The sequence below is a fragment of the Nostoc sp. DedVER02 genome (assembly GCF_034530675.2).
In the GTDB taxonomy this organism is placed as follows: Bacteria; Cyanobacteriota; Cyanobacteriia; order Cyanobacteriales; family Nostocaceae; genus Nostoc.
Genome location: NZ_JAVRCP020000005.1, coordinates 219,737 through 235,673 on the forward strand (window position 1 = coordinate 219,737; position 15,937 = coordinate 235,673).

9 protein-coding genes are annotated in these 15,937 nt (G+C 40.6%); 6 read left to right on the plus strand and 3 right to left on the minus strand.

Annotated elements, in window-relative coordinates:
* Window positions 1-253: 253 nt before the first annotated feature.
* On the minus strand, window positions 254-3,055 hold the full coding sequence (locus RMZ41_RS09025) for a PAS domain S-box protein (protein WP_322644410.1): 2,802 nt from the start codon (window positions 3,053-3,055) through the stop codon (window positions 254-256).
* A 1,152-nt stretch (window positions 3,056-4,207) separates the two neighbouring features.
* On the opposite strand from RMZ41_RS09025, the gene RMZ41_RS09030 reads away from it, so the two are divergent.
* The 3 genes from RMZ41_RS09030 to RMZ41_RS09040 all read left to right on the plus strand — a co-directional run bounded on the left by RMZ41_RS09030 (window position 4,208) and on the right by RMZ41_RS09040 (window position 11,249).
* A complete protein-coding gene (locus RMZ41_RS09030; RefSeq protein ID WP_322644409.1) occupies window positions 4,208-6,745 on the plus strand; it encodes a proteasome protein in 2,538 nt (845 codons plus the stop codon).
* Window positions 6,746-7,055: 310 nt separating this feature from the next.
* On the plus strand, window positions 7,056-10,031 hold the full coding sequence (locus tag RMZ41_RS09035) for a molecular chaperone (protein WP_322644408.1): 2,976 nt from the start codon (window positions 7,056-7,058) through the stop codon (window positions 10,029-10,031).
* A 126-nt stretch (window positions 10,032-10,157) separates the two neighbouring features.
* Window positions 10,158-11,249, plus strand: coding sequence for a hypothetical protein (locus RMZ41_RS09040; RefSeq protein ID WP_322644407.1), 1,092 nt, complete (start codon window positions 10,158-10,160; stop codon window positions 11,247-11,249).
* 241 nt (window positions 11,250-11,490) lie between these two features.
* Here RMZ41_RS09040 and RMZ41_RS09045 read toward each other — a convergent pair whose 3' ends face one another.
* Window positions 11,491-11,670: a high light inducible protein gene (locus tag RMZ41_RS09045; RefSeq protein WP_069071239.1), complete on the minus strand. Its 180-nt coding sequence runs from the start codon at window positions 11,668-11,670 to the stop codon at window positions 11,491-11,493.
* Window positions 11,671-12,101: 431 nt separating this feature from the next.
* Here RMZ41_RS09045 and RMZ41_RS09050 point away from each other — a divergent pair, with 431 nt between their 5' ends.
* From RMZ41_RS09050 to trpD, 3 genes are all read left to right on the plus strand, one after another.
* Entirely contained in the window at window positions 12,102-12,617 is a 516-nt protein-coding gene (locus RMZ41_RS09050) for a hypothetical protein (RefSeq protein WP_322644406.1), read from the plus strand.
* Between the two features lie 128 nt (window positions 12,618-12,745).
* Complete coding sequence (locus RMZ41_RS09055) at window positions 12,746-13,627, plus strand: DNA adenine methylase (RefSeq protein WP_322644405.1); 882 nt, start codon at window positions 12,746-12,748, stop codon at window positions 13,625-13,627.
* 80 nt (window positions 13,628-13,707) lie between these two features.
* Complete coding sequence (gene trpD, locus RMZ41_RS09060) at window positions 13,708-14,802, plus strand: anthranilate phosphoribosyltransferase (RefSeq protein ID WP_322644404.1); 1,095 nt, start codon at window positions 13,708-13,710, stop codon at window positions 14,800-14,802.
* Here the strand turns inward: trpD and RMZ41_RS09065 are convergent.
* On the minus strand, window positions 14,732-15,772 hold the full coding sequence (locus RMZ41_RS09065) for a retropepsin-like aspartic protease (RefSeq protein ID WP_322644403.1): 1,041 nt from the start codon (window positions 15,770-15,772) through the stop codon (window positions 14,732-14,734). The two genes, trpD and RMZ41_RS09065, sit on opposite strands and share 71 nt — an antisense overlap.
* Window positions 15,773-15,937: the final 165 nt, after the last annotated feature.

Sequence of the window (15,937 nt, forward strand, 5' to 3'; positions counted from 1 at the left end):
AGGGATTTTTTTAAAGGTGCGATCGCCTGAGTTGGGCTATGCCAACGCAAAGATAGTACTACCATTACAACGTTTTTCAATCAATTGAACTGTAATATTTATAGTCATAACTCACTCTATTAGTACAAATAATCCCCCCAATTCCTGTAAATTTTAGGTTTTGGGGGGTTAAAATGTTGCAGCAAAAAGTGAATTAATCTTAGTTAACAACCAATAGGTTAACTTTTTGATTAAGAAAAGATTAAAGTTGTATCTATGTTGAAGGCTGCTGATGTAATGGAATCATGATGACAAACTCCGCACCTTCTCCTGGCGCTGAAATACACTGAATTTGTCCGCCGTGTTTTTGTACGACAATTTGGTAGCTAATTGACAACCCCATACCTGTACCTTTCCCCACAGGTTTTGTAGTAAAGAAGGGGTCAAATAAGCGTTTGCGTATTTCCTCAGTCATGCCTGGGCCATTGTCGGCAATGCTAATGATTACACGGTTTTCTTGAATGAGCGTGCGAATGCGAATCTGAGGAGAAGTCATTTGTCCTTGGTCGTTTGTCCTTTGTTTAGATTTATTTGCTAATGACAAATGACAAATGACAAATGACTCTTCTAAAACATCGATCGCGTTTGTCAATACATTCATAAACACCTGATTCATTTGTCCAGCGTGACAGACTACCGGTTGCAGGTTGCCGTAATCTCGGATTACTTGGATTTCAGGATGTCCTGGTTTGGTTTTCAGACGATTTTGCAACAGCAGCAAGGCACTATCAATACCTTCATGAATATCCACTCGTTTCATGCCATCTTCATCAAGGCGAGAAAAATTGCGTAAAGATAGGACAATCTGCCGAATGCGTTCGGCTCCCATGTTCAGAGAATCCAAAATTTTGGGCAAATCTTCTTTGAGAAAGTCTAAATCTATGTTGTAGATTTGTTGGCGAATCTCTGGTGTTGGTGGGCAGTAACTTTGTTGATAAAGTTCTACCAAGTCCAGCAAATCTTTCGTATATTCACTGGCATGAGCAATATTGCCGTAGATAAAATTAACAGGATTATTGATTTCGTGGGCAATACCTGCAACCAATTGTCCCAAACTCGACATTTTTTCAGTTTGAATCAGTTGCGCTTGGGTTTGTTGAAGTTCTAATAATGCTGCTTCTAGCTGCTGGGCTTTGTCTTGGGCGGTTTGGGCGGCAATGCGACTTTGGGTGTAGAGTTTAGCTTGGTCAATGGCGATCGCTAGTTGAACTGTAACTGCTTGTAGTAAATCTACTTCGTTATCCAGCCAAGGACGGAAGCCCTGATAAGAACCACAACTAAATGCACCTATTTCACCAGATTGGGTGTGTACGGGTAGCGACATAAAGGCAGTGAAACCGAACTTCTGCAAAAACAACTGGGCAGTGTGATTGTTCACAGTCTCAACATCATTAATGCGGATGATTTCTCTATTCAAGGTTTTGGCGGCGATGAGTTCGATTTCTGCATTAGTTGCTTCTCGATCGTCAAGCAGACAGGCTAAAGAGGAACTTTTCGCTTCGTATACTCTTTCCCAATGAGGAACTTCAGAATCTTGTCGATACCAAAAGAAGGCGCAGCGATCGATCTGGAATAAGTTACGGATCTCCTGCACTGCGGTTTCTACAATGTAATTCAGATCCAAGGAAGCTCGAATCTGGTTAGAAAGACGGTTGAGTAATGCTTCCCGTTGGACGCTTTCTCTGAGTGCGACTTCTGCTTGTTTGCGATCGGTGGTGTCATGGCAAATGCCAACGAAGTTTAAAACATTACCATTGCCATCTCGAATAGCAGATGAGTTGCTTGTATGCCATCGCCAAGTGCCATTTTTGTGTTTTACCCGATATTCAATTGGGTCTTGCTTTTGGGTTGTTGTCGCAATTCTTTGGAAATAATCTGCACAGATAGGCACATCGTCAGGATGTATGAAGGGAACAAAGGATTGGCCTTCAACCTCTGCAACCTCATGCCCAAAAATTTCAGTCCAGTTAGGAGAAACGTAAGAAAATATTCCTTCAAGTGTCAGGGCAAAAATAATGTTATTGGCATTTTCAATAATGGTACGAAATTTGGTATCGCTTTCTATTAATGCTGCTTGTACTTTGTCGCTGGTGTCGCGCACAAGAACTATGATTTGTTGCTCTGGTAATGGTAATAACCTAGCTTCAAAATTATTCTTTCCTTGTGGAAGCGGTAAGGTATATTCAAAACTGACTGGAGATTGAGTTTCAAGTACTTGAGTTATTGCTTGCTGTAAGCGATCGCTAATAACAATCGGTAGGCATTCTCGCAAACTCTTACCCTGACAATCTTCTGTTGTCATATACAGGTTATCTATTTTTCCTGGCTTGTAATCCAGAATATTTCCATCAGCATCAATACGAAAGTACAAACCAGGAAGCACTTGCAAAATCGCTGCAAATTCTGATGTTTTTTGGCGTAACTGTGATTCAACTAGTTGGCGTTTTGCTGTTTCGGCTTGTAGTTGCTTTTGGGCTTTTGTTAATTCTGCCGCCTGTTTTTGTTCTGTTAGTTTGCGTAGACGACGAGATGAATTTGTAAACACCGAACAGGCTTTTCCCAGGAGAGGTCGCACTTCTGTTACATCCACACAATAACCGATGTAACCGACAAAGCTACCATCTGCTGCAAATCGTGGCACGGCTGTATCTAAAATCCAGCGATATTCACCATCAGCCCGACGCAAACGATATTGCCTCTGAAAGGAGTTATGACTCGTAAATGCTTTTAAGTATATATTTTTACATTGTCGTCTATCTTTTGGATGGATGCTAGAAGTCCAGACATTGCTTATCTCTTGTCCTCGCGCAGATGCAGACCTGTCTATTTTTAGATGAGTTCCAGTAAATTCCAGCCAATTTGAATTTAAGTAACAATAAAGTGCATTGCATCCAGCCATCCAAATCATTAGAGAAGCACTATCTGCCTGCTGGCAAAATACTTTTTCATCTTGTTGTATTACTTTCTCTTCGACTATGATTTGGTTAATGTAGCTCTGCACCTTTTTAGAAAACACTTTTGCCTGCCTGCTCTGCCTAAATTATTAAGGTAATAGTCTGAAAATAGGATTTGTTAATAAACGGATATCATCTACAATTACGGTCTATTACTTATTTTAATACTTTATTTATTTTTATATCTGCAATAATTCCTGTTTTATTGTAAATAAAATTCAAAAATGCTGAAGTTATGATTAAGATTAACTTCATCATTTTGCGTAAAAATTAAACTATTTATCTGTTAGTAAAATTCTTCGACTATATTTATGCTTAAAATTAGCTTTAAATTCATCTTAGCTATATAATCACATTGGCAAAACCTTATTTAGCTTCACAAAAACTATATGAATTGCCATGCAATACTGCTCGGGTAAAGCATTTTTAACTCGGAATTGGATTTGGGGAAAAGGTTAAAGGTTTTTTATTTCCCTTTTCCGCAAAACCCGACAAGTATTGACTTGCCATGAGGCAATTACATCTTTATCAAAAATTCATAATAATTAATAATTTCATATCAAATAAATATAGGATTACTATTTGATTTTTGAACGAAATTAGGTATTGTAGCGTGTGTTAGAACAGAGTTCGTAACGCACTATTATCGTGGGTTTGATGCGTTATGCTGTCGCTAACACATCCTACGGATATTTTCTCCAAATCAAACCGGATTCCTATATTGATTTTTTATCAAGAAGATTTCAGCATGAATTAAAGTCCTGGCTACTATAAGTCACGGCTATACAAACAAAACCCACCTCCGTGGGTTTTAAATTTTTGATATTTCATATTTTCCGGGTAAGTAAACTTTGCTTGTGTAGTAGCAAATTATATTTACCTAATGTTTTTCATAAATCCTCTTAGAATGATTAGTCTAAGAATTGAATGCCCCCATCTATACTAACTAAGCTGTTCTCAACTTATGACTGTATAAAAACCTACTTTAATTATTCGGATTTCTGTTAGCGGTAGTGGGGCTTTAGCCCATTCTGACTTCTGAATTCCTTTTCAACTTTCCTGAAAACCCGATTTTTCAAAATGCTTCATCCTAAAATCGCAAATCAAATGAGAGAGATGCTAAATGTGATATCAACAGGTTGCAACAATGGCTAGCGATCGCATTTTATATGTTATAAAGCTCACAGAAATTCATGTTAGGCGGGAACTACTTTATGGAACCAGATAAACTGGGCCGTTTTAAGGAGTACGGCGAATTCATCCTCCGAAAGATAGATTCTGTGCCCCAGCACCCTTCAAAACAAGAAGATTGGGTTCCAGCTAGTCTTGATGACTGTCTTCTGCGTTTGCGGTCAGCTGCCCAGAAAACTGTAGACCTGGCAACTTCACCTGTCAAAATTGGGGTGATGGGGGAATTCAGCAGTGGGAAAACTTTACTTTTAGGCAGTCTAATTGGATATGCAGATGCTTTACCAGTCAGTGAAAATCCCACTACAGGTAATGTTACTGCAATACATATCATTCCGCAAGACGACTTCGCAACTACTCAATTAAGTAATTTCACTGTAGAGTATCTTTCTCACGAAGGTGTACATGAGTGTCTACGCTTCATGCTAGGAGAAGCCCATAAACGCACGACAGCAGCAGGGCTTCCTCCGATACCAGTATCGAAACTCAACTCTGGCAAAGATATTATTGGTTGGTGTGAGGAAGCTTGGAATAGTAGTAACAATTTGGAGCTACGTTATTTACTACGGGAGTTGGTATTATTCCTCCGGGCTTATCAAGCTTATGGAGAAGTGATGTGTGGTGGGCACTACCAGATTGATGCTACTACCGCCCGCGAAGGGCTACAACTGGTTGAACAGCCAATGGCAATCCAAAGTCTGAAATTTGAAGATTTACCCCCAGAGCATATCCGATTGCCGAGTCCACCCCAAAGGCTACCAACAAAATTATTACAGAATAGCTTTCCACTGATCCGGCGTGTAGATATTGATGTGAAAATCTCACGGGAAATTTGGGATCTTACAGGTGCAGCTAAATTTATTCTGATCGACTTTCCAGGATTGGGGGCTGCTAATTCGGGGGCTAGGGATACCTTTTTGTCGTTGCGGGAATTAGCAGAAGTACAAACAATTTTGGTATTGCTCAATGGTAAATCTCCCGGTAGCGATCGCGCCAATAAAATCTTCACCATGATGCAGCAGCAGCGACCGGGACAAGACCTGAAAGATTTGATTCTCGTCGGTGTGGGTCGCTTCGATCAACTCCCCCTAGACAGTGAAGGCGGCGAAAGAGAACTCGACCAACTGATTGAAGATGGTTCACATTTAAAAGAGGAAACCGTTTTCCAAAAACTCAAAGTTCTGCAAACTACCATTGACGGTGCAGAAGCCTTTACAACCCAAAAAGACCGCATCGTTTTACTGTCGCCATTGTTGGGACTGGCTGAATTAGCGAAACGTTCTAGTACAGTCAAAGCCGGCTCACCAGATTTTTTAGCTAACTTGGACTATCCTGATTACCTAGACCGGTCGAAACGCCTACAAAATAAATGGGAGCTATTAAGCGAACGGCTGTTAGACACCGATCCTCGTAGTAATTTAGGCAAACAGCTAGGTTATTTTGGCCAAGATGGCGGACTTAGTAAGCTGCGGGAATTAATTCAAACTCACGTAGCAACTCACGGTTTGAAGCAACTGTATGAAGATACTCGCAGAGCTTCTGATGTAGTGAGTCAGCAACAAGACCACTTGAAAGACATCATAGATGAAATTCACGAGCAAGGTATCCCTACAGGAGACAGCCCCGCCTTTCTTGAGTTGCGCTATGTGGTCGAAAGCTTGGATAAAATCTATAGGAATTTTCAAAAAGATTTAGGGACAGAACCACTTAAAGATCGGCGCGGTGTTGTCGTCAGCGATGTAGTTAAAGATGAACTCACTTTTAGAATCCTTAATTGGAACCAGTGGACTTTACTCTTCAACAAAGCCAACAATGGAGCGATCGCTCTGGCGGAATCTAAAGGTGCAGCCGGGAAATTATTCGATCGGGGAAATCGTGTAAATACTTCCCTGCCAACCAAGAGCGATGATTTTTATCCAGTATTTGAAAAAACCGTTAAGGAAGTAGAAGATTTTGCCCGCGATCGCATCTATCAAGCAGTGGTAGATTTGTTGAACCAATTGTCAAATTATGTAGCCCCAGAACGCGAACAATTGCAAGCATTTTTCCATCTAGATATGGAACAAGAAATTGAAGAAAAATTTGGTTTTGAAGATGCCGATCTCTTTTACAAGTTATTACTAGGGTGCGATCCTAACGAATGGAAAGAAGCGATCGTTTCGGAAATTAGTAGTAGAGATAAAACCGTTGCACCTGAAACCATCTTTCCCCTAGCGCGTCAAGACGAGAAACACAATGTTGGTCAAATCTTTGACTGGGCACCAGAAAAAAGTCAGGGTTTATCTAGGTCGAGCAATCACCAACTTTTAGTACTACGGCTACGAGATGAAATTACTGCTAGCGCTAGTCTCCATCTTGTGCAGTATGTTAGCGAAGTTAATCAGCAAATTAATTCCGAAATAGAAGGCATTTTGGATCAAATTATTCCTAGTTTGCAAAACCTTTCAAAAAAAGAAACTTTGCTCAGATATTTAGCGGCTGGGGACATGCCAACTGAAGTAGCAATTCCTACTTGGTTACAGATTCTTTCAGAAATTGCTACTGTTTCTTACTTAGATGTTTGAGATGAGCTAACTCAGAAAATAACTGATTGCGATCGGGTGATATGAGGATGTTTTTGTGAGACGTGATGCTATTTTTTATACAATTTTCAAGCGTGTCCCTGGGTTGTTATTCGGTAACTACTACAATTTTCATAGCGTAGCCCAATCTACGCATCGCGCCAGATAAAAAAGCCAGTGCTAAGGAGAATCAGTGGTACAAGACCTACGATTAAAAGTCTTCACCACAAATATTCTCTAAATTTGTCATTTTTATGATACGAAACCAGAGTTTTAGCCAGCTATAAAACAAACAACAGAAAGTGATATTGTAATGAACCCTTTCCAACTCAACAAATATAGCGATCGCGAACCAAGCGAGAAACAACAAAAAAGATTTCCGGGATGGTTTGCTTTAGATTTCGGTACGTCAAACTCCACAGTCACACTCTTCGATCCAATTGAAGTACCGATCGCAGAAATTCTACCCAAAGAACAGGAAATGCGGTTGCGCGATCGCTTATCACAATGGTTGAGTTCTCCTGCTTCAGTAGCTTTACCAGATGTCAGCGATGATGATTGGGCAAAATTCATCACCGAAATTAGCAAAAATTTGGAGATAGATCCAAGAAAGTTGAGTGAAGTATTTGAAAGTGACAATAAAGAGCGATTTTTAGAAGCAATTCGCCAAATTGAGCTTTCTTTAGGAAACAGCGAGAGATTCCGCCGTGCTGTCAGCAAAAAACTTTACCAAATCTATCATGAGGTATTTCGCGTTCCTACCCTAGAGTCGCAAAATCTGATCCCAGTTGTGCTGGATATCGATCGCCGCGATACGGAAATTCCCAGCGAGTTAGAAATTTCGCAGTTGGGGGATTTAAACCTGCGGATGGGTAGGGAAGCTAGAGATAACCGCAAAAAAGCGATCGCCCAAGGTACAAACAGTTCTTTAAAGGAAATTATCAGCAGATTTCACCATTCACCCAAACGTTATTTTGGCCAGGAGCGATCGTTTTCAATTATTTTGGATGGTAAAGAAGAAATAATTACTGCAAATCAACTGATCCAATCTGCTTGGGCGCATTTAATCGATTTAACTGAAGATTACCGCCAACGCGCCCAACGCAGGTTTTCCGAAGGAACTTTTTTAACAGCAGTTGTCACCTACCCCACTGTCGCCCCACCAGTTGTTCGCAAGGAAGTTAAGGAATTTGTTGAGCAATTGGGAATCGATGATGTTCAAACTGCTTATGATGAAGCCGTTTCTGTAGCGATATTCTTTTTGTGGCGAGAATTTGGTGGTAATCTGAATATTGGCATCGAGTCATTCAAAACTCGTTGCCGTCAAGTCGGAAATAAATGGTCACAAAATGTCCTCGTTTTAGATATTGGCGGCGGAACCACAGATTTAGCTTTAATTGAACTGACTTTAGAAGATAAAACCCCAGCTTTTGCCGATTATGAAGACCGGGGTTTAGGAGGACGTTACTATAAACTCACACCCAAACTATTAGGTTCATCTGGTCATTTACAGTTAGGTGGTGAATTAATTACACTGCGGATTTTTAGATTATTAAAAGTTGCGATCGCAGACTTTTTATTGACAGCAGTAACAACAGGTAATATTGAAAGCGAAAAGCTAGAAGATTTAATTAGCTCTGGATTAAACGAGCGCTTTTTAGAACAAGGCAAATTCAAAAGTGGCAGTCTTTTAAAATGTCTAGATAAAGAAAATCCAGAAGGCGATATTGCTTACAAAGAAGCTCTAGATACTGCCGAGAAAGTATTACCTACTCGTTGGCAACAAGCACCACAACGACTGCAATCATTTTATATCTTGTGGGATTATGCAGAAGCAGCGAAACTTAAACTTGGGCAAAAGGCACCAGCAGAGAATTCTCTATTAACCTTCACACTTTCTGAACAGCAAATTTCCGAAATGCTCACCCAAAGCGGCGTTAAATTGCAAATTCAAGATCCAAATAGCATCTGCATTACCCTAGATAACCAGCAATTTGAACGAGCCGCCATTTCAGGAATTAAAGAAGCGATCGGTATTGCTAAAGGATTAATGGAAAGTCGATTGCATCCCGATGATATCGCCAAAGATTCATGGAATTCTCAAAAAGTTGATTGGTTAATTCTATCTGGAAAAACTTGTAATTTAGACATAGTGCAGCGCCAAATCTATCAAGAATTTAGTAAGTCTCCATATTTTGTGTGGAATCCAGAACGGATTACCTTTGTGTTGGAATTCACTAAATTAGCAACCTCTGCCGGTGCTTGTTATGCCGAAAAGTTGCGAAGATTGAGATTCGATCCAGAAGAGTCTAAAAGCTTGCTGCGGAAGGGAGCCAACCAACTAGAAATTGATGTCAAAAACCTATTTTATTATTTACCCTGCAACTTTAAACGCAAAACCCAAAGTAACGATTTACTAACTATATTCAAAGCTGGACAAGAACTCTATCAACTTGCACCTTGGGAAACTGTCGCCAAAGTTCGTACTGCATGGCAAGGGATACAATTAACTAATATTATTTACCGTCAAGACTACGAGGATGGAGATTTACGACTATGGGGTAGCTTTGACGGTAAAAATCTCATGAATAAACTGGGAATGCAAGAGGCAGAGTTTCTAAAAAAAATTAAAGTCCAGTTTGAAATTGACCAAACCCTTGAATTTAGTGTGTTGCTTTGTCAGGGAAATCCTCATTATTTAATTGATCTTACTGGCATTGATTTGGAATCGGTTATTTCAGAAACATCGCCGCTATTTGCTGATGGTAAATTGAACTGGAATATTGCTGTAGAACGCTTCAATAAAGATTTAAATGATGGTGATATTGCTGTCAATGTTATTGAGTCTGCAACTGTCGATCAACCAGATGCCTATCATCTTGTATTTGAAGTAGGAAATGATGGTAGTAAATTGTTTCAAAAATTTCACTATCTACGTGATGGCGTGACAGAACCAGGAATTGGATTAATTAGTAATCCTTTACCTCCCTTCCCGCAAACTGGACAACACACCTTCTATATTTATCAAATAGATGCCGAAACTAACAGCAAAAAATGGATACGAATTGGCGCACTCAGCAAACCAGATGTGACAACAGATTACCCTTGTCAATATCGTGTAACTCTCGACGATAAAGGTATCCTACGGATGCACGCTGGTGAAGTCCCTTACTGGACATCAAACAGTCAAGAATGCCTTAAAGAAGAGGGATGCGTTTATATTGCTGAATTAGAATTGCAGCCCAACGAAGTTGATAAAGAACGCGATCCATTTTGCGGTATACATTAAACCTTTGCATTCCTCTGCGTTGAAAAAATTAAGATTTTTAAACGCAGAGGGGCGCGGAGTAAACGCAAAGGGGCGCAGAGGTTTGCCAAGTTTAATTCGCTATAAAAATATTTGGAGGTGATATTCATGCAGCATTTACGTCAATTATTAGAGATAGAAAACTCAGAGTTAGCCCAATTACTGCGGTTTAGTTTGTATGGGCTAGAGGCTACTTTAAATCAGGCTCGTACAGAATTACCGCTAGATCCAGGATCTAAAATATGCGATGAAGTGCTGCAAGAACTTCATAACCTGTTGCAACCTTCACCTCCACAGCAAAATACTGGTTGGGAAGATCCGCCAGATGATTTAAAACTAAGTCACCTGCGGGAAGTTTTTGATTCTGACTCAGAACTTAATTATTATCTGGGTAATTCCCAACTGCAAAGCACAACTGACTCAGATTTGTGGAATGAGATTCAACGCAAGCTGCTGCGAGTACCAGAAGATTTGGCTGCAATTTGGCGATCGCGCACCTTAAATTTAGCGCAAGAAGTTGGTGCGATCGCAGATAATTCTAACTTCTTTCAACTTCCCTTTATCCGCGACGAAATTATCTACCCCGGACTTAGCGGTACTGTTCAAACTCAGGGATTAAAACTGTATCAACAAGCACTTTCAATTCCCCAAAATACACAAAGTAATGCATCCGATTTACCAGCGGCATTCCTATTTTTATACATGAATTTTATCGAAATAGATCCAGATTTACATCATGCTTTAAAGAGCGTTTTTAGCTTCGATGTGATTTCCTTACACTCCAAAACAGAACAGCGCGATCAATATATTGATGCTTTAAGCGATCGCTTCCAACGCACCCAAAAAGCTGAAAAAAACACCGATCCCCTGTCAATTCTCCGTGCTTGGATTGATATGGACGAAGCAATACATTCCCTAGTATTTGTACCACCGGCTGAACGCTATTCTTGGTGGGGAAAGCTACAACATGAATCACGACGCATTCTAAAGAAAGTCGCTGATGAAGCTATTAATGCAGGTAATGAAGTACGAATTCGCCAATTATCGGGACTTTATGCAGATATCTGTGCTTCATCCAAGGATGACTTACAACTAGACTGTGGTGGTATTCCTGGCGAAGTCTTAACTTGTCTGCGAGTATATGCGCGAATTAATCAAGAAGAATCTCCAGGCCGTGTAATATTTCGCTCATCACGCTAGCACCGCAAGGCGGAAGTCAAAAGTCAAAAGTCAAAAATATTATGGAATAAACTCTTTAAGGATTTTAGATGGTTGCTCTATTTACGCTGTGGCGTACTAGTAGTCTGTCAAGAAATAATTGACGAATGGATTCCTTGTAGAGACGGCGATTTATCGCGTCTCCCTAACTATGAGGCAAGGCAGAAGATTTTGCCAATCCTCGCCTTGCCTCATAATCTAATGAAGTTAAAAACGTTTAAATTTATAAAATACCCCAGAAGTGTAGAATCCCTTGGCCAGAAAACACTTCAAGCGCAACAGCAGATAAAAAACCGATCATTGCAAAACGACCGTTCCAATTTTCGCTCTGAGGAGTGAAGCCCCAGCGCAAAGCATTAGGATCTTCTGAAACCGAAGGCGTAGTCTTTTTAACATCTGCCATAAATAATACTCCGAGCTTTTATGTTGTAACAGTTATAACTGCCTGTAAAGTAATGTAACAGATTTTTAAGAGATTGCAACATAAACTCGATATAAAAGTAATGTGTTGGTAGATTTGCGATCGCCTATGTACAGTGACTTTTTATTTGTCGCTGTACATCAACTGACAAGTAGACACTAAAAGAGCAGCAAATTGGAAAAACTTATGAATTCGCGGAAGAATGAGGATTACAGACAGCGCGATTGATAAGCATTATTAAACGATGTGGAGTTCCAGTGTACTCTTCATGGGAAATAAAGTTTGGGGGCGATTAGGCTATCTTATTGACAAGAGATCATCTGTTGGAGCTTATAGTTAGGTATTGGCCAAGATACGTGTAATTTTCGGCAATATAATCTGAAAACTCTTCCTATATCTAGGTTTCTGTTATTATGTCATTCTTCAACACGACTTATCGCATAGTTGATGGCGTAACTATTCCTGGCGTATTTCTGCAAGCCTTTATTAATAATGGAGACCACTATTTTGTCACCGAAATTAAGGTCTACAAAGACGGCAGAATTGATTGCTGGGGGATGGTTGACTTTGATGGTTTCAAAGAAAAGGTGAGCAAAGGTTGGGTTAGAACTCATCTGCCTGAAGGAGCAAGAGTCTCAATGATGGTGTCTGGTCTTCATTTCACCGTCCATCAAGTGAAATCAAGAGTTGAGGAGCAGGAGTTTGTTAAAGAAGTTGAAGACGAAATCCGACGACTTAATGGGCAGCTAACAACAGGAGAGATTTGCCGACAGGCATTAACACAATACAAGCATGAGCTAAGTGAGGCAAATAAGGAGTATTTGCGCCAAGCCTATGACGCTGTTCCTAAACACTGTCGTATGTATTTAGGTGATATGGACGACAGAGATTCGGAATATCGCTCAATTCTAAATAGATGGAGCGATTAGAAGGAACTAACATCGGCACAATATTTCGTTAAAAAGATAAATTCAAACTATTTTTCAGATATTTGAACTTTCTTTTTTTCTAAATATTTGAATAATTAAATATATTTTAATCTATAAAAATTACTTTTATGCTCAAAAGTCCTCTCCGATATCCTGGCGGTAAATCCAAAGCAATAAATCAAATAGTTGAATACTTGCCAGAAAGCTTTTTGGAATTTCGAGAACCTTTTGTAGGTGGTGGTTCTGTATTTATTTATTTAAGACAAAAGTTTCCTCATATCAAGATTTGGATTAACGATTTAAACCGCGAACTCTTTTTATTCTGGAAGTTTGCTCAATCTGATTTAGCTCAGTTAGTTCAAGAAATTCGGCATATTAAAGTTAAATATAGAGATGGTAAATTACTCTTTACAGAATTAGCTAGTGTAGATGTCAATAGTTTATCTGATTTAGAAAGAGCAATTCGGTTTTTCGTACTCAATAGAATTACTTTTTCAGGAACTGTAGAATCAGGTGGCTTTTCCCAAGAAGCTTTTCATAAAAGATTTACTAATTCTTCCATAGAACGATTAGAAAAATTAGAAGGCATTTTATCAGAGAATGTCCAAATTACGAATCTTGATTATAGTCATCTATTAAAATCAGCAGGAGAAAATGTATTTTTATTTTTAGATCCACCATATTTTAGTGCTACAAAATCAAAGCTATATGGTAAAGATGGTGACTTGCACACCTCTTTTGAGCATCAAAGATTTGCTGAACTTTTGCAACAATGCCATCATCGCTGGCTAATTACCTACGACGACTCATCGCAAATTAGAGAAAATTTTCAATGGGCTAATATCTCAGCATGGGAATTGCAGTATGGCATGAATAACTATAAACAGAGTGGTGCAGCGAAAGGAAAAGAGTTATTCATTACAAACTACGAACTTAAACTTGATTTGGAAAAAAAATCACAAGTTGCGAATCTTGCTAATCCAGCTTTGCAATTAAGCCTTGAGATTTAAACCTAACTTTGATCGCTTCCAATTTTCCGGTAGGATAACCCCATAGCTCTCAATATAGCTACAACATACAAACCTTAGCTATGATAACTTCCCCAATCCCTGCTCAAGAATCCTCTGCTAGCTGGTGTGTCCTGCTGCAACAATTAATCGATGGCCAATCCTTGTCTCGTACTCAAGCTGCTGAATTGATGCAAGGTTGGCTCAATGAAGCGGTTCCCCCAGAGTTATCAGGGGCTATTTTAACAGCGCTCAACTTTAGAGGCATTTCTGCCGACGAGTTGACCGGCATGGCTGAAGTATTACAATCTCAATCAAAACTAGGGACTGAGGACTGGGGACTGGGGACTGGGCAAGAATCTACCCAATCCCCAATCCCCCTAATAGATACCTGTGGCACGGGTGGAGATGGTTCATCAACCTTTAATATTTCTACAGCCGTGGCTTTTGTTGCTGCTGCATCTGGCGTACCTGTGGCTAAACACGGTAATCGTTCAGCTTCAAGTCTCACGGGGAGCGCAGATGTATTGGAAGCCTTGGGTGTAAACTTAAGCGCATCCAGTGACAAGGTGCAAGCCGCATTACAAGAGGTGGGGATCACTTTTTTGTTTGCCCCTGGTTGGCATCCAGCACTTAAAGCAGTTGCCCAATTGCGGCGGACTCTCAGGGTAAGAACGGTGTTTAATTTGCTGGGGCCGTTAGTAAATCCTTTGCGTCCAACTGGGCAAGTTGTGGGGCTGTTTACTCCTAAACTTTTGGCGACTGTTGCCCAAGCATTAAACAATTTGGGCAAGGAAAAGGCAATCGTTTTACACGGGCGAGAAAAACTTGACGAGGCTGGGTTAGGAGATGAAACTGATTTAGCGGTTTTATCAAATGGACAAGTGCAGTTAACTACCATTAATCCCCTCGATTTGGATCTAACGCCTGCTCCCATAGGTATGCTTCGGGGTGGCGATGTCCAAGAGAATGCGGTGATTCTCAAGGCGGTATTACAAGGTAAGGGAACTCAGGCGCAGCAAGATGCGGTTGCCTTAAATGCGTCGTTGGCGCTGCAAGTAGCAGGTACGATCGCACTCTTAGATCACGCCCAAGGGATTAAAATCGCTAAGGATATCCTACAAAGCGGGGCTGCTTGGACGAAGTTGGAGCAGTTAGTTGAGTTTCTGGGGAATTGATTTGCGATCGCAATTGCGGGCGAAACTCTACTACATTCCGTTTAATGGTGACATCGTAGTTACCAAAAAAGTCATGTCCTAAAAGTCCAGTTTCTAGATCCGCACCTGCGATCGCTACTGGTACTTTATTTACTATTACCCCACCAACTGCCATCGAATTTACATAGCCCACAGGAAATTCTACAGCCCTGGAACTCGCGGTATTTGCCTTAGCTCTCCCCACTGTCACGATTCCTAAAGCATTGGCCATCTCTTGGGTGATGACAGTGCCACTAGCTCCTGTGTCCACAATCATCTCAAATTTTTGCTGGCCATTGAAAGTAACTTCCACAATTGGCGTTCCACCAAGTCGCCTTTTAATTGGGGCTGTAAACACTTCCTGATCTGGAATTACTACTGCTGATGACGGCAAAGCTGGTTTTATTGATAACGGTTTTGTTTCTTGTGGAGGCGAAGTATACTTTGGTGTAATTGCTGTTTGGGGAACCACAACTACTATCCTCTTCGGTTCAACAAGGCGAACAGGGCGAGGAGCAGCTTGTTGTTGAGCATATTTAATTTGGCGGCGATACTCAGTGATTTTGGTTTGAGCGATCGCAAATTCCGGGCTTTGTCGCCGCACTCTTTCCATCAGCGCGATCGCATCCTGGTACTGATTCGCCACCAAAATCCAATCACCTGGAGATTGAGCAGAACGGCTGATACTCCAAGCGCCAACTGCTTTGTCTAAACCCTGTTCAAAAAGACTTGGTTCGCTTTCAGAAGGTTCTAGCGGCTGTACTTCTGGGGTAACTGCTGGTGTTGGTGGTTCGACGGCAGGTTCTACTGATGCCAAATCCCCAATTGGCGCGGGTTGCTCATTGCCACCAGCCACAGTGTTCTGTTTGTCTTCACTACAGGCAACACACAAAATCGCAAGAGCGCTTGATACTAAAATTAGGGTTGCACGGGATAAAAAAGACTGAAGCATAATTAATTTTAACCGTCCAAGCTTTGCCTGATCCACTCCCGCCACTTTAAATTCTCAATTTAATTTTAATTAACTATCCGAAAAACTCCCAATTGCCCAACTCATGGGATAATTAACAATCGCAGTATTGGGGACTGGAGACTGGAGACTAGGGACTGGGGACTA